22 protein-coding genes and 1 tRNA gene are annotated in these 21,865 nt (G+C 40.6%); 15 read left to right on the forward strand and 8 right to left on the reverse strand.

Annotated features, from left to right (window positions below; genetic code table 11):
- Positions 1-41: 41 nt before the first annotated feature.
- The 3 genes from znuA to mltA all read right to left on the reverse strand — a co-directional run bounded on the left by znuA (position 42) and on the right by mltA (position 3,051).
- Complete coding sequence (gene znuA / locus L5B83_RS05530; RefSeq protein ID WP_265777825.1) at positions 42-1,067, reverse strand: zinc ABC transporter substrate-binding protein ZnuA; 1,026 nt, start codon at positions 1,065-1,067, stop codon at positions 42-44.
- A 101-nt stretch (positions 1,068-1,168) separates the two neighbouring features.
- Positions 1,169-1,942: a tRNA cyclic N6-threonylcarbamoyladenosine(37) synthase TcdA gene (gene tcdA, locus L5B83_RS05535; protein ID WP_265777826.1), complete on the reverse strand. Its 774-nt coding sequence runs from the start codon at positions 1,940-1,942 to the stop codon at positions 1,169-1,171.
- Positions 1,942-3,051 carry a murein transglycosylase A gene (gene mltA, locus L5B83_RS05540; RefSeq protein ID WP_250364304.1) on the reverse strand — a complete coding sequence of 370 codons (1,110 nt, stop codon included), beginning with the start codon at positions 3,049-3,051 and terminating at the stop codon, positions 1,942-1,944. Before mltA ends, tcdA begins: the two co-directional genes overlap by 1 nt.
- A 239-nt stretch (positions 3,052-3,290) precedes the next feature.
- Between mltA and L5B83_RS05545 the strand changes: the two genes are divergently transcribed.
- Positions 3,291-3,367: transfer RNA gene (locus L5B83_RS05545), tRNA-Met, on the forward strand.
- Positions 3,368-3,893: 526 nt separating this feature from the next.
- Here L5B83_RS05545 and der read toward each other — a convergent pair.
- Positions 3,894-5,423 (reverse strand): ribosome biogenesis GTPase Der, encoded by a 1,530-nt coding sequence (gene der, locus L5B83_RS05550; RefSeq protein WP_265777827.1) that lies wholly within the window; start codon positions 5,421-5,423, stop codon positions 3,894-3,896.
- A gap of 290 nt (positions 5,424-5,713) precedes the next feature.
- Between der and L5B83_RS05555 the strand changes: the two genes are divergently transcribed.
- From L5B83_RS05555 to agaF, 8 genes are all read left to right on the forward strand, one after another.
- Complete coding sequence (locus L5B83_RS05555; RefSeq protein WP_250349518.1) at positions 5,714-7,309, forward strand: lactate permease LctP family transporter; 1,596 nt, start codon at positions 5,714-5,716, stop codon at positions 7,307-7,309.
- 76 nt (positions 7,310-7,385) lie between these two features.
- The gene (locus L5B83_RS05560) at positions 7,386-8,117 is read left to right on the forward strand and encodes a (Fe-S)-binding protein (protein ID WP_265762579.1); all 732 of its coding nucleotides are present in this window, start codon (positions 7,386-7,388) and stop codon (positions 8,115-8,117) included.
- 1 nt (position 8,118) lies between these two features.
- On the forward strand, positions 8,119-9,531 hold the full coding sequence (locus L5B83_RS05565) for a LutB/LldF family L-lactate oxidation iron-sulfur protein (protein ID WP_265762580.1): 1,413 nt from the start codon (positions 8,119-8,121) through the stop codon (positions 9,529-9,531).
- A complete protein-coding gene (locus tag L5B83_RS05570) occupies positions 9,531-10,232 on the forward strand; it encodes a LutC/YkgG family protein (RefSeq protein WP_265777828.1) in 702 nt (233 codons plus the stop codon). The genes L5B83_RS05565 and L5B83_RS05570 overlap by 1 nt, the downstream gene beginning before the upstream one ends.
- Positions 10,233-10,545: 313 nt before the next feature.
- On the forward strand, positions 10,546-11,019 hold the full coding sequence (agaV, locus tag L5B83_RS05575; protein WP_250350949.1) for a PTS N-acetylgalactosamine transporter subunit IIB: 474 nt from the start codon (positions 10,546-10,548) through the stop codon (positions 11,017-11,019).
- A gap of 18 nt (positions 11,020-11,037) precedes the next feature.
- Positions 11,038-11,814, forward strand: coding sequence for a PTS N-acetylgalactosamine transporter subunit IIC (agaW, locus tag L5B83_RS05580; RefSeq protein WP_250350948.1), 777 nt, complete (start codon positions 11,038-11,040; stop codon positions 11,812-11,814).
- Entirely contained in the window at positions 11,804-12,646 is an 843-nt protein-coding gene (agaE, locus tag L5B83_RS05585; protein WP_250350947.1) for a PTS N-acetylgalactosamine transporter subunit IID, read from the forward strand. The genes agaW and agaE overlap by 11 nt, the downstream gene beginning before the upstream one ends.
- A gap of 59 nt (positions 12,647-12,705) precedes the next feature.
- Positions 12,706-13,140 carry a PTS galactosamine/N-acetylgalactosamine transporter subunit IIA gene (gene agaF / locus L5B83_RS05590; protein WP_265777829.1) on the forward strand — a complete coding sequence of 145 codons (435 nt, stop codon included), beginning with the start codon at positions 12,706-12,708 and terminating at the stop codon, positions 13,138-13,140.
- 2 nt (positions 13,141-13,142) lie between these two features.
- Here agaF and greB read toward each other — a convergent pair whose 3' ends face one another.
- Genes greB through L5B83_RS05605 form a run of 3 tightly spaced genes read right to left on the reverse strand, consistent with a single transcriptional unit; the run spans position 13,143 to position 14,340 of the window.
- A complete protein-coding gene (gene greB, locus L5B83_RS05595) occupies positions 13,143-13,619 on the reverse strand; it encodes a transcription elongation factor GreB (protein WP_265777830.1) in 477 nt (158 codons plus the stop codon).
- Between the two features lie 33 nt (positions 13,620-13,652).
- Complete coding sequence (locus L5B83_RS05600; protein WP_250364073.1) at positions 13,653-14,072, reverse strand: type II toxin-antitoxin system VapC family toxin; 420 nt, start codon at positions 14,070-14,072, stop codon at positions 13,653-13,655.
- Between the two features lie 7 nt (positions 14,073-14,079).
- Positions 14,080-14,340, reverse strand: coding sequence for a type II toxin-antitoxin system Phd/YefM family antitoxin (locus L5B83_RS05605; RefSeq protein WP_250350943.1), 261 nt, complete (start codon positions 14,338-14,340; stop codon positions 14,080-14,082).
- Positions 14,341-14,509: 169 nt separating this feature from the next.
- Between L5B83_RS05605 and L5B83_RS05610 the strand changes: the two genes are divergently transcribed.
- Entirely contained in the window at positions 14,510-16,828 is a 2,319-nt protein-coding gene (locus L5B83_RS05610) for a Tex family protein (protein WP_265777831.1), read from the forward strand.
- 12 nt (positions 16,829-16,840) lie between these two features.
- Positions 16,841-18,163: a branched-chain amino acid transport system II carrier protein gene (brnQ, locus tag L5B83_RS05615; RefSeq protein ID WP_265777832.1), complete on the forward strand. Its 1,323-nt coding sequence runs from the start codon at positions 16,841-16,843 to the stop codon at positions 18,161-18,163.
- Between the two features lie 31 nt (positions 18,164-18,194).
- On the opposite strand, the gene glpE is transcribed toward brnQ, so the two are convergent.
- Complete coding sequence (glpE, locus tag L5B83_RS05620) at positions 18,195-18,530, reverse strand: thiosulfate sulfurtransferase GlpE (protein ID WP_250364076.1); 336 nt, start codon at positions 18,528-18,530, stop codon at positions 18,195-18,197.
- A 130-nt stretch (positions 18,531-18,660) separates the two neighbouring features.
- Here glpE and ubiA point away from each other — a divergent pair, with 130 nt between their 5' ends.
- From ubiA to hslU, 4 genes are all read left to right on the forward strand, one after another.
- Entirely contained in the window at positions 18,661-19,536 is an 876-nt protein-coding gene (ubiA, locus tag L5B83_RS05625; protein ID WP_250350939.1) for a 4-hydroxybenzoate octaprenyltransferase, read from the forward strand.
- An 82-nt stretch (positions 19,537-19,618) separates the two neighbouring features.
- Positions 19,619-20,143, forward strand: coding sequence for an ATP-dependent protease subunit HslV (hslV, locus tag L5B83_RS05630; RefSeq protein ID WP_017805350.1), 525 nt, complete (start codon positions 19,619-19,621; stop codon positions 20,141-20,143).
- The gene (locus L5B83_RS05635) at positions 20,143-20,463 is read left to right on the forward strand and encodes a DMT family transporter (protein WP_250364077.1); all 321 of its coding nucleotides are present in this window, start codon (positions 20,143-20,145) and stop codon (positions 20,461-20,463) included. The genes hslV and L5B83_RS05635 overlap by 1 nt, the downstream gene beginning before the upstream one ends.
- Before the next feature lie 46 nt (positions 20,464-20,509).
- Positions 20,510-21,841, forward strand: coding sequence for an HslU--HslV peptidase ATPase subunit (hslU, locus tag L5B83_RS05640; protein WP_250350937.1), 1,332 nt, complete (start codon positions 20,510-20,512; stop codon positions 21,839-21,841).
- The last annotated feature ends 24 nt before the right edge of the window (positions 21,842-21,865 follow it).

Genomic DNA, 21,865 nt, shown 5'->3' on the forward strand with positions numbered 1-21,865 from the left:
GAAAGAGCGAACAAGACGTTCGCTCTGAGTAGGAAGGTAATTTATTTCAGACAGTTATAATAACTATCAGCGGTATATTGTAAGAAATTCGCATAAGAATCTTTACCTAATGATACCGCATAGCCCATCGGATCTAAACGCCCCACATTAACGCCTGTCGATTTATGTAATGTTTCAATCACTTTTGGCGTAAATTGTGGCTCTGCAAATAAGCAACCGACTTTATGTTCTTCAATTTCTTCTTTGATATGAGCCAATTTTTTCGCACCCGGAGCAACTAATGGATTAATCGTAAATGCCCCCACCTGATTTAAGCCGTAAGCCTTATTAAAATAGGTGTAAGCATCATGGAAAACATAAAATCCTTTTTTCTGTACGGGGGCAAGTTGTTGTTTAATTTTTTCATTTTGCGCCGTTAAAGTGCGGTCGAATTGTGCAAGATTTTGCTCAATAAGTGCTTTTTTATCAGGATATTGTTGAATTAATTTTGCCGCAAAATCTTTTGCCACAACTTGGCTAATTTGTGGTGAATACCAAATATGCCAGTTTGTTTCTAAATGGGCATTTTCATCGTTATCATGATGTTCATGTTCATGTTCATGTTCATCGTTATGTTTGTGATGATCACTGTCGGCAGTATGTTCGTGAGCGTGTTCATGCTCATGTTCGTGTTCTTCGCCATCATGATGGTGGTGATGGTGATGATGTTCACCTTTTTCTAGCATATCCGCCGTAATGTCAGGTAATGTTGCGATAGTAACCACTTTCTCTGGATCAATATATTTTTTCAAGGAAGAGGCTAGAAAGGCATCCGCATCTTCGCCAACCCATAAAACAAGATTAGCCGCTTTTAATTTCTGCACATCTGATGGCTTCAAATTATAGTCGTGGGGAGAGGCACCAGCTGGAACTAATACTTGCGTATCTGTTACCCCGTCAGCAATAGAAGAGGCAATAAATCCTAATGGTTTAATGGAAGTAACCACACTTGCAGAAGCTAGTGTAGAGAAAGAAAGCAATGCGGCTGCAATGGCAGTTTGTTTAAAAAACGGGTTTAACTTCGTCATATATACTCCTATTATCAAGAATGATTATCATAATTCGATGACTTAGCTTAGATCGTTTTATTAAAAATAGCTATCTTTTTTTTTATTAAAAAATAAGATAGCTATTTTATAGATGCCAATAATTTTTCAATCACACGGGATACCGCAAAAAAGCCAAAGGTGGCAGTAATCATTGTTGCCGCGCCAAAGCCATTGGCGCAGTTCATTGTGGCAGAAACCGCACAATTTCCATCTTGTTGTGGGAAAATCAATGGTTGCGTGGAAAACACGCAATCTACGCCAAATTTCCGTTTAGGATTTTGACTAAAATGAAAATTTTTACGTAAAATTGACCGCACTTTTGCTGCGAGAGGATCTTGAATTGTTCGACTTAAATCGGCAATTTGAATCTGGCTTGGATCGGTCTGTCCGCCCGCACCACCAACAGTGATAATTTTAATTTTCTGCCGTTTACAATAAGCAATAAGTGCTGCCTTGGTTTTGACACTATCAATGGCATCAATCACATAATCGTAATCCGCGGTGATATAATCCGCTAAATTCTCGCTAGAAAGAAAGTCATCAATAATATGTACTTGGCAATCTGGGTTAATTAAAGCAACACGTTCTGCCATCACTTCTGTTTTTAGCTTGCCGATATTGCCTGAAATAGCGTGAATTTGGCGATTAATATTGGTAACACAAATATCGTCCATATCAATCATTGTGATCTTGCCAATGCCGGAGCGAGCAAGCGCCTCAACAGCCCAAGAACCTACCCCGCCAATGCCGATCACGCAAATATGTGCTTGGCGTAAACGTTGTAAGGCAGCTGGGCGATAAAGCCGCCCAATGCCACCGAAACGCTGTTCATAATTATCTATGCGTTCACTCATTATTGTAATAACCACACACGTCCGTAATGTTTGGATAAGCCTGCGATATGCCCTGCGTCATCACCGATGCCACGATATAAATCGAAATGTTGCCCTTTTACCGCTCCTCCGACATCTAACGCAATCATCAAATGCAGTTTATGCTCTCCCGTCCATCTACCTTGTTTATCTATTTGTGGGACTTCGACTAAAACGATAGAACCAGAAGGAATAACAGAACGATCAGAGGCAATCGACGCCATTGGCACAAGTGGCACGCCCGCCGAGCCTTTTACTTTGCCCGTTGGATCATTTTTAAAATACACGTAAGAAGGATTACGTTCTAGCAAGGCTTGTAAGCGAGAAGGATTGGCTTTCGCCCAGTCCTTAATAGCTTGAATAGACATTTTTTCTTTGGCGATTTCACCGTCTTCCACTAATAAACGACCAACTGCCACATAATCTAAGCCATTTTGCCCAGCATAAGCGAAATAATTTAACTCACCGTGGCCAAAATCCACATAACCACTACCTTGAACACCAAGTAGGAAGTTGTCGATCATCGAATCGCTATAAGCTAATTCTAAGCCTTTCCCCTTTAGTGCGCCTGCATAAATTTGCGCACGGCTTACACGTTTTTGTGAAGGGCTTGGCATTGCATAAATTGGTTGATTATATTTGCCTTGCGGTGTGCGACGCGCGTGGATTACTGGGGAATAATATCCTGTCATTAAGACATTTTGATAACCATCTTGCCCCTTCATTATCATTGGGTGAATACCAAAATTTGCTAATTCATTCACATTAGCGCCAGATAACACCCAATTCGTTACTTTACCGTAACTCACCGCAAATTTATTGGTTAAGCGAGAAGAATATTGACGTACATTAGAAAGTTGAGTTAAAAAATCCCCTTGATTTATTACCGCACTTTGATTTTCTACTGCGGAAACAGGCATTAAGAATTGTTGCTGATAAGTGCGTCCATCATATTTCGCCCCAAAGATTTTCGGATCTGCCAAGTGATTACTTGAATTTGCTATTTTGTTGGAATGATTAGAACTTGAACAAGCCGAAAGCACCGCAATCGCTAAAAGTGCGGTGCATTTTTTGAAAATTTTTGCTGACATTCGCAATGGATTCCTTAATAAAATAATTCGCAATGAAACGGCGTAAAATAACAAAAAATCACTTAAAGTGATAGCGATTTTTTATATTCTTTCTTCTTTTGATAAAAAACGTGCGGCAGAAATTTTGTACATTTTGCGTTGAAAGACAGCAAATTGCCGATTTTTATATCAGTTAACACATTTTTTTAGGATTAAGGCTTGCATTACAAATAAAATCGCGTATAGTACGCTCCCACAGACGCGGGGTGGAGCAGCTTGGTAGCTCGTCGGGCTCATAACCCGAAGGTCGTTGGTTCAAATCCAGCCCCCGCAACCAAATGCTTAACCGTCGATTTTATCGGCGGTTTTTCTTTATCTAAATATACGAAATCATCTCAAGAACATTATTTTTTACATAAAACTATGTGAATAAATAAAAAATAGCGGTTAACTTATTAGATAATGTAATTTTACACTAAAAGATTATGGAACATTGACGCTATTAATATATACGAATATTATTTTTTCTAATAGTGATTGATACGTCAATGCTTCTAAAAAATATAAATAATTTAATTAAAGTTACATTTTTTATTGAAAGAAAAAAGGCATTTATCGTTTAATATTAAACGATAAATAAATTTGCTATAAGTCATAAAAAGTGAATATGATATAAAGGCTATTTTTATTAACAGTTATTTTTCTCTTCCGAATAATTCAAATTTAATCATATAATGATTATTAAATCATATTCTGTTATATCACAGCACTCTATTTTTCATATCGTTTTTAGATATTTAAATTTGAAATTCCCTTGATTAAATCAGATAAAAAAGGCGATGGTTGATCGCCTTTTATTTTAATTATTTCTTTGATTTCTTTATAAATTTCATCAAACGTTTACGCTTACGCAACTGATTTGGGGTCAATTTATTGCGTTTCCCTGCAAATGGGTTACTGCCTTCTTGGAACAGTAAGCGAATTGGTGAGCCAATGATTTTTAGACTGCGACGATAATAGTTTGATAAGTAACGCTTATAGCTATCTGGCAGGCGATCAATTTGGTTACCGTGTACCACAATAATTGGCGGATTATAGCCGCCTGGATGAGCGTATTTTAATTTGATTCGGCGACCACTCATCATCGGCGGTTGATGTTCATCAGTTGCCATTTGTAGGATACGAGTGAGCATTGAGGTGGTCATTTTTTGCGTGGCACAAGCATAAGCCTCTTTAATGGAATCAAAGAGATTACCCACACCGCTACCGTGTAATGCGGAAATAAAGTGAACTCTTGCAAAATCAATAAAATCTAGGCGACGATCTAATTCTGATTTTACACGATCTTTAACCTCTTGATCTAAACCGTCCCACTTGTTTACCACGATAACTAAAGAACGCCCAGCATTTAAGATAAAGCCGAGCAAGGAAAGATCTTGGTCGGAAATCCCTTCACGCGCATCAATGGTGAGTAGTACCACATTGGCTTCTTGAATTGCTTGTAAGGTTTTGATTACAGAGAATTTTTCTACCGTTAAATGCACCTTGCCCCGTTTACGCACACCAGCGGTGTCGATGATCGTGTAATGCTGACCATCACGTTCCATCGGAATAGAAATGCTATCTCGTGTTGTACCGGGGAGATCGTAAACCACGACGCGATCTTCACCTAAAATACGGTTCGTGAGGGTGGATTTACCCACGTTAGGACGCCCTACAATGGCAATTTTGATATTTTGCTCTTGTTCGCTTTCTTCTTCCTCAAGGGCTTCATCTAAAAGTTGGCTATCTTCTTCGTTGTTGAAATCAAACTCGTGATCCCATTCATCTTCTTGGTTTTCTTCGTTATTTTTCACCGCACTTTGGTTTTGCGCTGCTTCTTTTTCCGCATTCTGTTCAGCAAGGGGGGCAAGCACTTGTTCCATTAACGCGTTCACGCCACGCCCTTGTGAAGCGGCGATTTGTACAATTTCGCCTAGCCCAAGCTGATAAAATTCAGCACAATGTGAATCGGCATCAATACCGTCAGTTTTATTGGCAACCAGCACGGTGGTTTTATTTTGACGTTGGCGTAAATATTGGGCGATGCCAATATCGGCAGAAGTTAGTCCAGCACGCGCATCAACAAGAAACAATACAATGTCAGCTTCTTCAATGGCAAGTAAGGATTGTTCAGCCATTTTTTCTTCAACGCCTTCTTCGGTACCGTCAATACCGCCCGTATCGATCACGATAAAATCATAACCAGCAATATTGGCTTGACCATATTTACGATCGCGTGTTAATCCCGGGAAGTCGGCAACAAGGGCATCACGAGTACGTGTTAGGCGATTAAATAAGGTGGATTTCCCCACATTTGGGCGACCCACAAGGGCAACAACAGGAGTTGTCATAAAAACCTCTATCTTTGTTAGGGCAAATTTTCACGGCAAAAACAAAGTGCGGTGAAAAAATAACAAGTTTTTTGCAAAATTGGCTAATTATAGCGGATTTTACCCTGAATGAGAAATGGCTTATTGGATAGGTTAAAGGCTAACTAGAAGGAAGTATTTTTAGCAAAATGTTAAAATTTTTTGTGATCGTTGTCATAATTTTTTAACAAATATTTTACTAAATCGATTAAATCAGCATAGAATGACGACCCAGTTAAGTCATAAAATTAATTATTGATGGAGTAGTTTGTATGGCTCTTTTTTTGAGTATTTTTCCTATTGTTTTATTAATTTATTTAATGGTAAAACGTAATGCGTTGCCATCTTATGTTGCTTTGCCGTGGATTGCAGTAGTGGTATTAATTATTCAATTTATTTTCTTCGGTACAGATATTGCCACTGTGAGTGCCAATATTACTGCGGCATTGGTGGCGGTTCAAACGCCAATTACGGTGATTTTCGGGGCGATTTTATTTAATCGTTTTTCTGAAACCTCAGGGGTAACGAATACATTACGCAAATGGTTGGGAAACATTAATCCAAATCCTGTTGCACAAATTATGATTATCGGTTGGGCATTTGCGTTTATGATTGAAGGAGCGAGTGGTTTCGGAACACCCGCTGCAATTGCCGCACCGATTTTAGTGGGATTAGGTTTTCCACCATTAAAAGTGGCGATGTTAGCCTTAATTATGAACTCGGTTCCTGTTTCTTTCGGGGCGGTAGGTACGCCAACTTGGTTTGGATTTGGGCCTTTACACCTTAATGAAGGGCAAATTTTAGAAATTGGTTCAATGTCAGCATTAATTCATTCTTTTGCGGCATTAATTATTCCATTAATGGCATTACGTTTAATTGTCGGCTGGAGTGAAATTCGTAAAAATCTTGTGTTTATTTATATCAGTATTTTTGCTTGTGTGGTGCCTTATTTCTTATTAGCACAAGTGAATTATGAATTTCCATCATTAGTGGGTGGGGCAATTGGCTTGTTGGTGTCTGTATTCGTGGCGAATAAAGGCATCGGTTTAGCAAAAGTGGAAAATAACCTTGACGACAATGCAGTAAGTATGGGGCAAGTGGTAAAAGCCTTATTGCCAACCGGGTTACTCATTGCGATTTTGATTGTAACACGTTTGCAACAATTACCATTCAAAGCAATGATGAACGATGCGACAACTTGGCTTAGCGTGCAATTAGGCTCATTAGGTTTATTTGAAATTAGCCACGGCTTGATTTTCAGCTTAAAACACATTTTTGGCACATCAGTTAATGCAAGCTATAAATTGCTTTATGTGCCAGCATTAATTCCATTTGTGGTAACCGTATTAATTTCTATCCCATTATTTTCATTGTCGGCAAGTAAAACCAAAGAGATTTTTATGGGAAGCTTAAGACAAACTCGCAATCCATTTTTAGCACTCGTTGGGGCATTAATTATGGTGAATTTAATGCTTGTGGGTGGCGATAATTCAATGGTGAAAATTATCGGTCGAAGTTTCGCTGAAGCCACAGGGGAATACTGGACATTATTTGCTTCTTACTTAGGCGCGGTAGGGGCATTCTTCTCTGGCTCAAATACGGTTTCTAACCTGACCTTTGGTAGTGTTCAACTTTCCACCGCAGAAATTACGGGCTTGTCAGCCACCCTTGTGCTTGCCTTACAATCTGTGGGCGGCGCAATGGGGAATATGGTATGTATCAATAATATCGTTGCGGTAAGCTCAGTATTAAATATTGATAAACAAGAAGGCACGATCATTAAGAAAACCATTATACCAATGATTGTTTATGGTATCATTGCCGCACTTGTTGCATTATTTATTATTCCACTTTTCTTTAACGTTTAGTGCGAATTATTACAAATCAGGCAGAGGCAACTTTGCCTGATTTCTTCATTTCTATTTGATTATGTTGGAGTAATTTATGAACGTAAATTTTTACGTTACTTGTATCGCTGATGTTGTGAAAGCCGGCGTTGCAAAAAATACAGTATTATTACTAGAAAAATTGGGCTGTCATATTGTTTTCCTTGAAAAACAAGGTTGCTGTGGACAGCCTGCGATTAACAGTGGTTATACCAAACAAGCCTTAGCAGGAATGAAAAACTTGGTAGAGACCTTTGAAGTGAATGATTACCCTATCGTTGCCCCAGCTGGATCTTGTGTTTACGCAATTAAAAATTATCCTGAATATTTTAACCGTTTTGGTGAGGTTGAGTGGGCTGAACGCGCGCAGAAAGTGTCTGATCGTTTTTATGATTTAACGGATTTTATCGTTAATAAATTAGGCGTAACCAATGTGGGTGCAAGATTAACAGGAAAAGCAGTTTATCACCCCTCTTGTAGTTTAAGCCGTAAATTAGGCATTGTGGACGAACCTTTAACCTTATTACAAAATGTGAAAGGGCTAGAATTATTGCCAATTCATAATCAAAGCACTTGCTGTGGTTTCGGTGGAACGTTTTCCGTCAAAATGGCAGAAATTTCTGGCGAAATGGTTACAGAAAAAGTGGCACATATTACTGAGGTTGAGCCAGACTATTTAATCGGTGCAGATGTGAGTTGTTTGCTCAATATAGGCGGACGTTTAAGTCGTGAAGGCAAAAAGGTGAAAGTGATGCACATTGCTGAAGTATTAATGCAGGAGGAAAAATAAGATGTCATTAAAAACCAGTAATCTTGCATTTAAAAAACGTGTGGATAATGAAATTCACAACGACATTATGCGAAAAGCCATTGTTATGGCGCAAGAACGTATTGGCACAAATCGCCAAAAAATGGTGGACGAACTGGGTCATTGGGAAGAATGGCGTGATGAAGCAAAACATATTCGTAACCACGTTTTAGCTAATCTTGATGCTTATTTATATCAATTAAGCGAAAAAGTGAGCGAAAATGGTGGAAAAGTGTATTTTGCTGAAACGGCAGAAGACGCGACCAATTATATCCGTCAAGTTGCCCTTGAGAAAAATGCCAAGAAAATTGTCAAATCCAAATCAATGGTTACCGAAGAAATCGGTATGAATGAAGTGCTTGAAGCCGAAGGCATTAAAGTGGTGGAAACAGATTTAGGCGAATATATCCTACAAATCGCTGGAGATCGTCCTTCTCATATTGTGGTGCCAGCCATTCACAAAGATCGCCACCAAATCCGTAAAGATTTACACGAAAAATTAGGCTATGACGGGCCAGAAACGCCAGAAGCAATGACCTTATTTATTCGTGAAAAAATCCGCCAAGATTTCTTAGAGGCGGACATCGGTGTGAGTGGGTGTAACTTTGCCGTGCCAGAAACGGGCAGCCTTTGCTTGGTCACCAACGAAGGAAACTTGCGTCTTACCACCACGGTACCGAAAACGCACATTGCCGTGATGGGAATGGAACGTATTGCGCCTACCTTTGAGGAAGTGGATGTTTTAATCACAATGCTTGCCAGAAGTGCAGTCGGCGCAAAATTAACTGGCTATAATACTTGGCTAACAGGTCCGCGTCTTACAGGGGAAACAGATGGCCCTGAAGAATTCCACTTAGTTATCGTGGATAATGGCCGTTCAAAAATTCTTGAAAGTGAATTTAAAGAGGTATTACGTTGTATCCGTTGTGGAGCCTGTTTAAATACTTGCCCAGCATATCGCCAAATTGGTGGACACGGTTATGGCTCAATTTATCCGGGACCAATCGGATCAGTCATTTCCCCATTACTAGGCGGTTATGAAGATTTTAAAGAACTGCCATACGCCTGCTCGTTATGCACAGCTTGTAATTCCGTTTGCCCAGTGAAAATTCCATTGGCACAGCTTATCCTAAAACACCGTGAGCATATTGCTCAAAGTGGTATGACGCCTGCAGCAGAGCGTTTATCTATCTTTGGCTTCAATTTTGCAAATTCCCACCCAACGTTATGGAAAGTGGGCGTGAATGTTGGGGCGAAAGTTGCTAGTAAGTTCATCAAAAATGGTAAAGCACCACTTGAATTTGGGGCATTAGCAGAATGGACAAAAGCACGCGATCTACCAAGTGCAGATGGCGAAAGTTTCCGTGAATGGTTTAACAAAAGAGAGGCAAAATAATGGACGTACAAAATAGAGAAAACTTTCTGAACAAACTTGCGGAAAAAATGGGGCGTCCACGCCAGCTTGTGCCAGAACCAATGCCTGCACCGCTGAATGATTATGCCACTACACGTTTAACTGATCTTAACCCGCAAGCTTTATGCCAAGCGTTTATCGAATCAGCAAAAGCGATGATGGTTGATGTGATTGAAACAAATGAAGCAGAAATACAAAGTGCGGTGCTTTCTGTGTGTGAAAAATATGGTGGTGGGCCAGTTATTCTCACGGGAGATGAGCGTTTAGTGCAACTTGGTATTACTCAAGCGGTACAAGCACATTACGACACTACGGTCTGGCTACCACAAAATGGCGAAGAAAACCTAAAACGCGCAGAACAAGCGAATATCGGTATTGCTTATGCAGAATATGGCTTAGCTGAGTCAGGGGGAATTGTGTTATTTTCAGGTAAAGATAAAGGCCGTTCAGTAAGTTTATTGCCTGAAAAATCCATTGTGGTAGTACGTAAAAGCCTTGTTTTACCTCGCGTCGCACAACTTGCTAAAATTCTGCACGACAAAGCCGTGTTAGGGGAAAGAATGCCTTCTTGTGTGAATATCATTTCAGGCCCAAGTTCCACAGCAGATATTGAGTTAGTAAAAGTGGTGGGCGTTCACGGACCGACTACCAAAGTGTATGTAGTGATTGATGATTTAGCTTAGTATTTTTTACACTATCATTATAAAAACGAAAAGCTATCAATCAGCCCCTCTTTGTTGGACGAAAAAACCACTGAGTAGGGGCAGATTTTTTATGAAGAATTCTCTTCGTCATCTAGCCAAGACAATAATATTTATAGCCTAAAACCCGCTATATCCCTTTCTGTTTAAGAATATGACAGCCTTTTTTAATCAAATCTTAATAAGATAAAAATATTTTTAGATCTTCATCACACTTCCTTATTTTGTTCTTTGCATTCCCTATTTTTTAGGCGTAAAAAGAAGATACCCAAAATGAGTTATCAAGGAGTGTACTATGCCAAATATTGTGTTAAATCGAATTGATGAGCGTTTAATCCACGGGCAGGTTGGGGTGCAGTGGGTTGGTTTTGCGGGAGCTAATTTGGTGCTGGTTGCTAATGATGAAGTGGCTGAAGATCCAATGCAACAAAACCTAATGGAAATGGTATTGGCGGAAGGGATCGATGTGCGTTTTTGGCCATTACAAAAGGTGATTGATAATATCCATCGTGCAGCAGATAGGCAAAAAATCTTGCTTGTGTGCAAAACACCGAGTGATTTTTTAACCTTAGTGCAAGGTGGGGTACCCATTGACAAAATCAACGTAGGCAATATGCATTATGAGGAGGGCAAAACGCAGATCCATAAAACCGTATCCGTAAATGAGAAAGACAGAGCGGCATTTGAACAGCTACGTCAGCTTGGTGTGCAGTGTTTTATCCAAGGTGTACCAACCGAAGAGGCAATAGATTTATTTAAATTATTGTAAGAAAGAAGAGAGGAAACGATGGAAATTGGACTTTTACAGGCACTCTTATTGGGTGTACTCGCATTTTTTGCAGGTCTTGACCTCTATAATGGTTTAACACATTTTCATAGACCCGTTGTATTAGGACCTATTGTAGGGGCGATTTTAGGGGATTTGCAAACAGGGATCTTAGTTGGCGGTACCCTAGAATTAGTCTGGATGGGGCTTGCACCATTGGCAGGTGCGCAACCACCCAATGTGATTATCGGCACTATTGTGGGAACTGCATTTGCCATCACGACGAAAACCGATCCGAAAGTTGCGGTTGGCGTGGCAGTGCCTTTTGCTATTGCGGTACAAATGGGAATCACCTTTTTGTTCTCCGTTATGTCAGCGGTGATGTCTCGTTGTGATCAAATGGCGGAAGAAGCGAATCTCAAAGGTATTGATTATGTGAACTATCTTGGTTTGTTAGTGCTAGGTACGTTCTATTTCTTTTGTGCGTTCTTACCCACTTATTTTGGGGCGGAATATGCAGGGAAAATCATTGCAATGTTGCCAAAAGAAGTGATTGACGGCTTGGGTGTTGCTGGAGGCATTATGCCGGCCATCGGGTTTGCAGTATTGATGAAAATTATGATGAAAAATGCCTATATCCCTTATTTTATTCTCGGTTTTGTAGGGGCTGCTTGGCTTAAGCTTCCGGTGTTAGCGATTGCTGCAGCAGCGGTTGCAATGGCTCTTATTGACTATATGCGTAAGGGGAATACTGAAACGAAAGCAACGCCAAAAGAGGAGTTTCAAGATGGAATCTAAAGCACGTCAAAACGTACAAAATGATAATGTGTACGAAGATCAAACAATGGGAAAAGAACTGACTAAAGCTGATATTAATACGATGGCGTGGCGTTCTTTATTACTTCAAGCCTCTTTCAATTATGAGCGTATGCAAGCAGCAGGTTGGTTATATGGAATTAGCCCTGCATTGAAAAAAATTCATACTAACAAAGCGGATTTAAGTAAGGCAATGAAAGGGCATTTGGGCTTTTTTAATACCCATCCATTCCTTGTTACGTTCGTTATGGGAATTGTGCTGGCAATGGAGCGCTCTAAACAGGAAGTAAACGCCATTCAAAGTACAAAAATTGCAGTGGGTGCGCCCTTAGGCGGTATTGGGGATGCCTTATTTTGGTTTACCTTGCTACCCATTTGTGGCGGGATCGGTGCAAGCCTTGCTTTACAAGGCTCAATCCTAGGGGCAATTTTCTTCTTTGTCGTATTCAATATCGTGCATTTCGGTTTACGTTTTGGTTTAGCACACTATGCTTACAAAATGGGAGTTGCGGCTATTCCAACCATTAAAGCTAACACGAAAAAAGTGTCGCACGCGGCTTCAATGATTGGTATGACTGTGATTGGGGCATTAGTTGCCACTTACATTCGTTTCCAAACTAGCGCAGAAATCACCGCAGGCGATGCCGTGGTGAAAGTGCAAGCGGATGTGCTTGATAAACTTATGCCAGCTTTCTTGCCGTTGGTGTACACCTTATTGATGTACTACTTGGTGAAACGTAATTGGTCGCCATTACGCTTAATTATTCTCACCGTCGTCATTGGTATTGGCGGACGTTTTGCGGGTATCTTATAAAATGAGTGATGACAAATGCCGAGTATTTGCTCGGCATTTTTTATCAATAAGGAGAAAAAATGACAATCTTGATCGTGAGTGGACACGGACATTTCGCCACAGGACTACAAAGCGCGTTGGAACAAATTATCGGGCAATATCCCAATGTGGCATTTTTTGATTTTGATGATAAGCAAATCACGCCCAAACAGCTACATCAAAACATCGCACAATATCTCACAGCGGAAAATGCAAGTGCGGTACTTTTTTGCTGTGATATTTTAGGTGGCACGCCATTTCGTCAATGTGCAATGATTGCCCAACAGTTTGAGCGCACGGAAGTTATTGTTGGCACGAATTTACAAATGTTGATTGAAACCATAATGGCAAAGGATGAACTGACATTTCCAGAATTGGTGGCGCAAGCCCTAGCCAGTGCAAATCAAGGCATCACGACCCTTTCAGCACAACAAAAAATAAAAAGAACGGCTCGCGTGGAAGATGAGGGGATTTGAGGCTATATCTCATACCAAATTTTATTCACCAATAATGTTACCAAGCCCGATGGCGTATGGACTTTCACTTCATCATCGACTTCTTTGCCAATCAATGCGCGAGCTACGGGGCTGTCGATGGAAATCCAATTCTTAGCTGGATCAAATTCATCGCAGCCCACGATACGGTATTGACTTTCCTCGCCATTTTCATTTTCAAGGCTGACCCAAGCACCAAAAAAAATTTTGCCTTCTTGTCTTGGGTGATAATCCACAATCTGCAACACTTCTAAACGTTTTGTCAAAAAACGCACACGGCGATCAATTTCACGTAAACGGCGTTTACCATAAATATATTCGGCATTTTCACTACGATCGCCTAACGCAGCAGCATCAGAAACCGCTTGAGTAACTTTTGGGCGCTCTTCTTTCCATAGAAATTTTAATTCTTGATCTAATTTATTCCAGCCACTGCGTGTGATGTAGTTTGATTTTGGCATTTTGCTATTCCTTTACCTTTGAATGGATAAAACTTATTTATCAAATGGATTCAATAATTTTACGCCCATACGCGAGAAATTTGCGGTATTTCGTGTAACCAGCGTCAGACCATATTGAATAGCGCTGGCAGCAATCCAAGCGTCATTCTCAGGACAATGATCGGGAATGTGTAAGGTAGCACAAATTTTCGCTGTTTTATCATCAAGATGAAGGATACGATTTGAAAAGCCTGTCTTTATCGTATGTTCAAACCATTGACGGAGTATTTTTCCTTGCCAAGGATCTTTACGTTCTTTGGCTAAAATGCCACGTTCCAATTCCATCATTACGATAATATTCGTATAAATTTGTTGTTCATTAATTCCAGATAACCAATTAATGACCCCTTGGTTCGCTTTACCACTTTTAATTTTACGAATTTCACTTAATACATTGGTGTCAATAAAATACATTTTTCCCTTATTCATCAAACTCAAGCGGCGTGCGTTGCTTTATTGAACGAGGTGGAATGTCTAACTCAATATCCGCCTCATCTTGTGGCGTTAATGCCTCTAAAGCATTACGAGGAGAATGAGATTGCAACATTTTCTGGTAATCTGCATAGCTCATTAGTACATAAGTGGGTTCACCGCGATTTGTTACAATAACAGGCGCGATTTGTGCTGCTTTTTGTGCCTGATTGAGATGCTGGTTAAATTCTCGGCTAGTCATAATCGTCATTTTTATTTCCTTATAGCAACGTTTCTACAATTTAGTGTAAAAGTAAAAAAATAACAAGAAAAATTGTAGGCTAACTTTATGAGCAAAGAAACATTTGAGCAAAGCCCATAAAACCAGTATCCTATGGCGAATTTTTACTTTTACTAATGAATAAACTGAATAAACGCCAATGTTAAATCAACAAATTTCACAGATCATTGCCGCTGAATTAACGGTGCAACCACAGCAAATTCTTGCAGCCATTCAATTATTAGATGAAGGCAATACTATTCCTTTTATCGCGCGTTATCGTAAAGAGGTCACTGGTGGCTTAGATGACACTCAATTACGCCATTTTGAAACGCGCTTGATTTATTTGCGTGAGTTAGAAGATCGCCGTCAAACAATTTTAAAATCTATTGAAGAACAGGGCAAATTAACGGACGAATTACGCAACCAAATCCAACAAACTCAAAGCAAGACGGAGTTAGAAGATTTATATTTGCCGTACAAGCCGAAACGCCGTACCAAAGGGCAAATCGCCATTGAAGCAGGGCTTGAACCGCTGGCTGAGCGTTTATGGAATGATCCAAGCCAAGATCCGGAAACCGCAGCAAGTGCTTATATTGATGCGGAAAAAGGCTTTGCCGATAGCAAGGCGGTGTTAGATGGCGCACGTTATATTTTAATGGAACGTTTTGCGGAAGATGCCCAATTATTGGCGAAAGTGCGTCAGTATTTACAACAAAGTGCGGTGTTAATTTCTAAAGTTTTAGAGGGCAAAGAACAAGAAGGCGAAAAATTCCAAGATTATTTTGATCACCAAGAGCTTTGGCATAATGTGCCTTCTCACCGCGCTTTGGCAATGTTCCGTGGACGCAATGAAGGCATTTTACAGTTAAGTTTAAATGCGGATCCCGAACAAGAAGAAGGGGCGCGTCAAAGTTATTGCGAGGAAATTATTCGTCAGCATCTGGGCGTACATTTTAACCAACAGCCAGCGGACAAATGGCGTGAGCAGGTGATAAGCTGGACGTGGCGGATTAAGGTTTCACTCCATTTAGAAACGGAATTAATGAGCCAATTGCGTGAAAAAGCAGAAGATGAGGCAATCAATGTATTTGCTCGAAATCTTACCGCACTTTTAATGGCGGCACCAGCCGGGGCAAAAAACACAATGGGGCTAGATCCCGGTTTGCGAACAGGGGTAAAAGTGGCGGTTGTGGATAATACGGGTAAATTATTGGCAACGGATACGGTTTATCCACACACAGGACAAACGGCAGCAGCAATGGCGAGCCTTTATCAATTAATCGAACGCCATAATGTGGAACTGATTGCTATTGGTAATGGTACAGCATCAAGAGAAACGGAGCGTTTTGCTAAAGAGGTGGTAAAACAAATCTCAGGGCAAAAACCACAAACAGTGGTCGTCAGTGAAGCGGGAGCTTCCGTGTATTCTGCATCAGAATTAGCCGCACAAGAATTTCCACAGCTTGATGTGTCTTTACGGGGGGCGGTGTCTATTGCGCGCCGTTTGCAAGATCCATTGGCAGAATTAGTGAAAATTGAGCCGAAAGCCATTGGCGTGGGGCAATACCAGCACGATGTCAATCAAACTCAACTGGCGCGTAAATTAGATGCAGTGGTGGAAGATTGTGTAAACGCGGTAGGCGTGGATCTCAATACCGCCTCTGTACCGTTGCTTTCTCGCGTAGCAGGAATGACCAAAACGCTCGCACAAAATATCGTGCAATTTCGTGATGAAAATGGCCGTTTTGAAAACCGCGAAGAGCTGAAAAAAGTTTCTCGTTTAGGGCCAAAAGCCTTTGAACAATGCGCAGGCTTTATGCGTATTTCAGCTGGGCAAAATCCTCTTGATGCGTCAGGTGTTCACCCAGAAACCTATCCTGTGGTGGAAAAGATCTTGCAAGCAACTCAGCAATCCATTCAAGATTTAATGGGCAACGCCAGTGCGATTCGTCAGTTAGATGCAAAACAATTTATTGATGAACAATTTGGTTTACCAACGGTGCAAGATATTTTCAAAGAATTAGAAAAGCCGGGACGTGATCCGCGTGGCGAGTTTAAAACCGCCACCTTTATGGACGGTGTGGAAGAAATCAGTGATTTGAAAGCAGGAATGATCCTGGAAGGTACGGTAACCAATGTAACCAATTTTGGGGCGTTTGTGGATATTGGTGTTCATCAAGATGGGCTTGTGCATATTTCTTCGCTTTCCAATAAATTTGTTGAAGATCCGCACGATGTGGTGAAAACCGGTGATATTGTAAAAGTGAAAGTCTTGGAAGTGGATGTAGCCCGCAAGCGTATCGCTTTAACGATGCGTTTAGATGAACAAGCAGGGGATAAAGCAGAAAATAATGAAAAAAATCACCGCACTTTAGTAGCAAGAAATCCTCGTAGCCCACAGCCACAGCGTAAACCACAAAATAATAGTGCAATGGGTAATGCCTTTGCCGATGCGTTGAAAAACTGGAAAAAATAAAGGGAAAGTTGAATGACAAAAAATACCTTTATTATTGGGTTTATGCTTTTTGCCATTTTTTTTGGTGCGGGAAATCTGATTTTCCCGCCTAAATTAGGCTTTGAAACAGGAACGGCATTTTTGTCTTCTATTTCAGGCTTTGTACTAACTGGCGTGGGCTTGCCATTGCTTGGTATTATTGTGAGCGCTTTTTACCATGGTGGATATATTGTGGCATTAAGACAAATTCATCCGTGGTTTTCTGTGCTGTTTTTGGTCTCCATTTCCCTTGCAGTTGGGCCTTTTTTTGCCGGACCAAGAACCGGCGCAATGTCTTATGAAATGGTGATGATTCCCTTTCTTAAAGAAGCTGATAGCCTTTCTCAATTGTTATTTACTTTTGTATATTTTATGCTCAGCTTATGGTTGAGCCTAAATCCGTCTAAAATGGTGGAACGTATTGGCTCTATTCTCACGCCAGTATTGTTGCTTGCGATAATTGCTTTAGTGGTAAAAGCGGGGATAATGCTGGTTGGGAAAACACCTTTGCCAATGCCGACTGTTGCAAGTCATACGGATTTTTTCAATGGAGCAATTAACGGCTATTTAACGATGGACGCATTGGCTTCCATCGCATTTTCTACGATGGTGTTAGGGGCGATCAAATCCAGTGCGGTAAAAACCGTTTCATTACAAAAACAAACCATTTTTGCCGCAATAATCGCCGGTATTGCCTTAGCATTGATTTATATTTCCCTTGGCTGGGTAGGCAATCACTTAATGATTAGCCCTGACGTGCTGGCACAGTTACAGCAAAATAAGCAGGATCTTGGCACTTATATTTTAAATCAGGTTACGACAATGGCTTTTGGTGAGCTAGGGCGAATGGTGCTGAATATCATTGTATCGTTGGCTTGTTTGACTACCGCGGTTGGGCTGTGTGCTTCGGTTAGTAGTTATTTTCACCAACAATTTCCGCGATTTTCTTACCGCACTTATGCCATCTTATTTTGTCTGATTAGCTTTGTGATCGCCAATCTTGGCTTGAAAGAAGTGATTGGGCTTTCTTTGCCTGTGTTGATGATTTTATACCCTATTACCATTACGGTGATTTTGCTGTTGCTACTGAATTTATTTTTGCCAATGCCGATCTTGGCTCACCGCTTAGCGATTGGTTTGGTGACATTTGTGTCGATTTTATCCGTGCTAGGTTCAGGCAAAATTGATTTGCTCGACCAACTTCCACTTAAGCCTTATTCCATCGAATGGCTACCTTTTGCATTTGTGGGCTTGGTGGCAGGATATTTGTTAGCTAAATCAAAAGAAAAAGTGATTTTTCCGATTAAATCAGAATAAACAGAAGGCGGTATCTCCGCCTTTTTCTTGCTTAATTTTCTGGTACAGCTTCGCCTTCTAGCGGTAAATCAGCTTGTTCCCACCCCATAAAGCCACCCTGCATACTATATACGTTATCGTAGCCTTGCTCGATAAGAAACGCACCTACATTGCGGCTGCTAATACCGTGATAACAGCTCACGATGATAGGATCATCATAATCTACTTTTTGTTGAAATTCGCCATAGCTTTGATTCGTCAAGTGAAAAGCCCCTTTTGGGTGGCTATGCGTAAAACGAGGGAAATCGCGAATATCCACCAACGTGGCATTTTCTTCATTCATCATTTGCCAAGCTTGCTGTGGTGTGATTTCTTTAAGTGCGGTCATTTTTTTCCTTGCTTTTAGCGGTGAATAAAAGAATAAAACGCTATCTTATTGATATAGATCAATTTGTTCAAGACCTTTTCCCTTTTTTCAAGTAAAATAACCGCACTTTTGATTTAGCTAATTTAGGACTATGCCACAACTTTCGGAAAAACTGACTGCTTACGCACAATTAATGCGTTTTGACAAACCCATTGGCACATTATTGTTATTGTGGCCAACACTTTGGGCATTGTTTTTGGCAGAGAAAAGCATTCCGCCTGTTTCGGTGTTAATCGTTTTTGTCCTTGGCGTCATCATTATGCGTGCCGCCGGTTGTGTAATCAATGATTATGCCGATCGCCATATTGATGGCAAAGTGAAACGCACTTCACAACGCCCTTTGGCAACAGGAAAAGTCAGCGAGAAAGAGGCGAAATTACTTTTTGCCGGGCTTATTTTCTGCGCTTTTATTTTGGTGCTATTTTTGAATTATTACGCGATTGGTTTGTCATTTATTGCCGTCTTGTTAGCCTTTATTTATCCCTTTATGAAGCGTTATACCCATCTTCCCCAGTTTTTCTTAGGGGCGGCTTTCGGCTGGTCTATTCCAATGGCTTATGGCGCATTAATTGAACAACTTCCTTTGGAATGTTGGTTATTATTTATTGCCAATCTTGCTTGGACAGTGGCTTATGACACCCAATATGCAATGGTGGATCGTGATGACGATTTACGAATTGGGGTGAAATCCACAGCGATCTTATTTGCGCAATATGACAATAAAATCATTGCATTATTGCAATCTATTGCTTTGGGGCTGTTGGTTATTATCGGCTACCAATCTCATTTGCATTACAGCTATTTTATTGTACTTGCGCTCACCGCACTGCTTTTTATTTATCAATGTAAACTCACCCGTCATCGTCGTCGTGAAGACTGCTTTAACGCCTTTCTTAATAATAATTATGTGGGATTAGGCATTTTTCTTGCTTTTCTTATGGGAATCGCTGGGACAGCATTTTTCTAAAAGAAATACAGATTATTATCTTGAAATTTAAATTTTTGCCCTAACTTTATAGCCATCTCTTTTAGCTAAAAAAGGAAAAAGTATGACCACAATAGTAAGTGTCCGTCGCAACGGGAAAGTTGTTGTTGGTGGCGATGGCCAAGTCTCTCTCGGCAATACGGTAATGAAAGGCAATGCCCGTAAAGTTCGCCGTTTATATAATAACAAAGTGTTAGCTGGATTTGCTGGAGGAACAGCAGATGCCTTTACCTTATTTGAATTATTTGAGCGTAAATTAGAAATGCACCAAGGGCATTTACTAAAAAGTGCGGTGGAATTAGCGAAAGATTGGCGGACAGATCGTGCGCTACGCAAGTTAGAAGCGATGCTTATTGTCGCAGATGAAAAAGAAAGTTTAATTATTACGGGGATTGGTGATGTGGTTCAGCCAGAAGAAGATCAAATTCTGGCGATTGGTTCAGGCGGCAATTATGCGATGTCTGCGGCACGTGCGTTAGTACAAAACACCGATCTTTCTGCCCGTGAAATCGTAGAAAAATCACTCAAAATTGCTGGGGATATTTGCGTTTATACTAACACAAATTTCACCATTGAAGAATTGCCATAATGGCGTGGCTTTATTTAGTTTGTGCCGGCTTGCTTGAAATTGGCTGGCCAATTGGACTAAAAATGGCCACTCAACCCAATAAAGTGGTGCTAGGTTCATTACTTGCCGTTGTTTTTATGGTGGGCAGTGGATTATTACTTTACCTTGCACAACGGACTATCCCAATGGGAACCGCCTATGCGGTATGGACAGGAATCGGTGCTGCTGGTGCGTTTATCGTTGGCGTGCTTTGTTACAATGATGCACTCACATTTTGGCGAGCATTGGGAGCAATAATGATTGTAAGTGGTGTTATTGTACTTAAATTAGCATCACATTAATTCCATTTATTCATACTATAAATGGCTTATCAAAAAGGATTAAATTATGTCTGAAATGACCCCTCGTGAAATTGTTTCTGAATTAGATCAACATATTATCGGACAAGCTGATGCTAAAAGAGCCGTGGCAATCGCATTGCGTAATCGCTGGCGTAGAATGCAATTACAAGAGCCATTACGCCACGAAGTAACACCAAAAAATATTTTAATGATCGGGCCTACTGGGGTGGGTAAAACGGAAATTGCCCGCCGTTTAGCAAAATTAGCCAATGCGCCTTTCATTAAAGTGGAAGCCACCAAATTTACCGAAGTGGGCTATGTCGGGAAAGAAGTGGATTCGATCATTCGTGATCTAACCGACAGTGCGATGAAATTAGTCCGTCAGACAGAAATTGAAAAAAATCGTTTCCGTGCAGAAGAAGCGGCAGAAGATCGCATTTTAGATGCACTCTTACCACCAGCGAAAAACCAATGGGGCGAAGTGGAAAATCACGATACCAATAGCAGTACTCGTCAAGTGTTCCGCAAAAAATTACGTGAAGGACAGCTTGATGATCGTGAAATTGATATTGATGTCGCCGCCCCTTCAATGGGCGTTGAAATTATGGCGCCACCGGGAATGGAAGAAATGACAAGCCAGTTGCAATCAATGTTCCAAAATCTTTCCAGTGGCAAAACCAAAACTCGCAAAATGAAAATTAAGGACGCATTCAAAGCCCTTGTTGATGATGAAGCAGCGAAATTAATTAACCCTGAAGATCTCAAACAAAAAGCAATTGAAGCGGTAGAACAAAACGGTATTGTCTTTATTGATGAAATCGACAAAATCTGTAAAAAAGGCGAATACAGCGGTGCAGATGTTTCCCGTGAAGGCGTACAGCGTGATTTATTGCCATTAGTTGAAGGCTCAACGGTTAGCACCAAACACGGAATGGTAAAAACCGATCATATTTTATTTATTGCCTCTGGCGCATTCCAAGTGGCACGTCCTTCTGATCTCATCCCTGAATTACAAGGTCGTTTGCCAATTCGCGTAGAACTCTCGGCACTAAGTGCAGAGGATTTTGAGCGAATTCTTACTGAACCAAACGCCTCTCTAACAGAGCAGTATAAAGCGTTAATGGCAACAGAAGGCGTAAACATCACCTTTACCCAAGATGCAATTAAGAAAATTGCTGAAGCGGCTTTCCGTGTAAACGAAAAAACGGAAAACATCGGTGCGCGTCGCTTACATACGGTGATGGAACGCTTAATGGATAAAATCTCGTTTAATGCCAGCGATATGAATGGTGAACAGGTAGTCATTGATGGCGCTTATGTTGCAGAAGCCTTAGGCGAAGTGGTAGAAAATGAAGATTTAAGTCGTTTTATTCTATGATAATATAAGACAAATTATGGGGGT

Origin of the sequence: Avibacterium sp. 21-599 (assembly GCF_026226765.1) — a bacterium.
Taxonomy (GTDB): Bacteria; Pseudomonadota; Gammaproteobacteria; order Enterobacterales; family Pasteurellaceae; genus Avibacterium.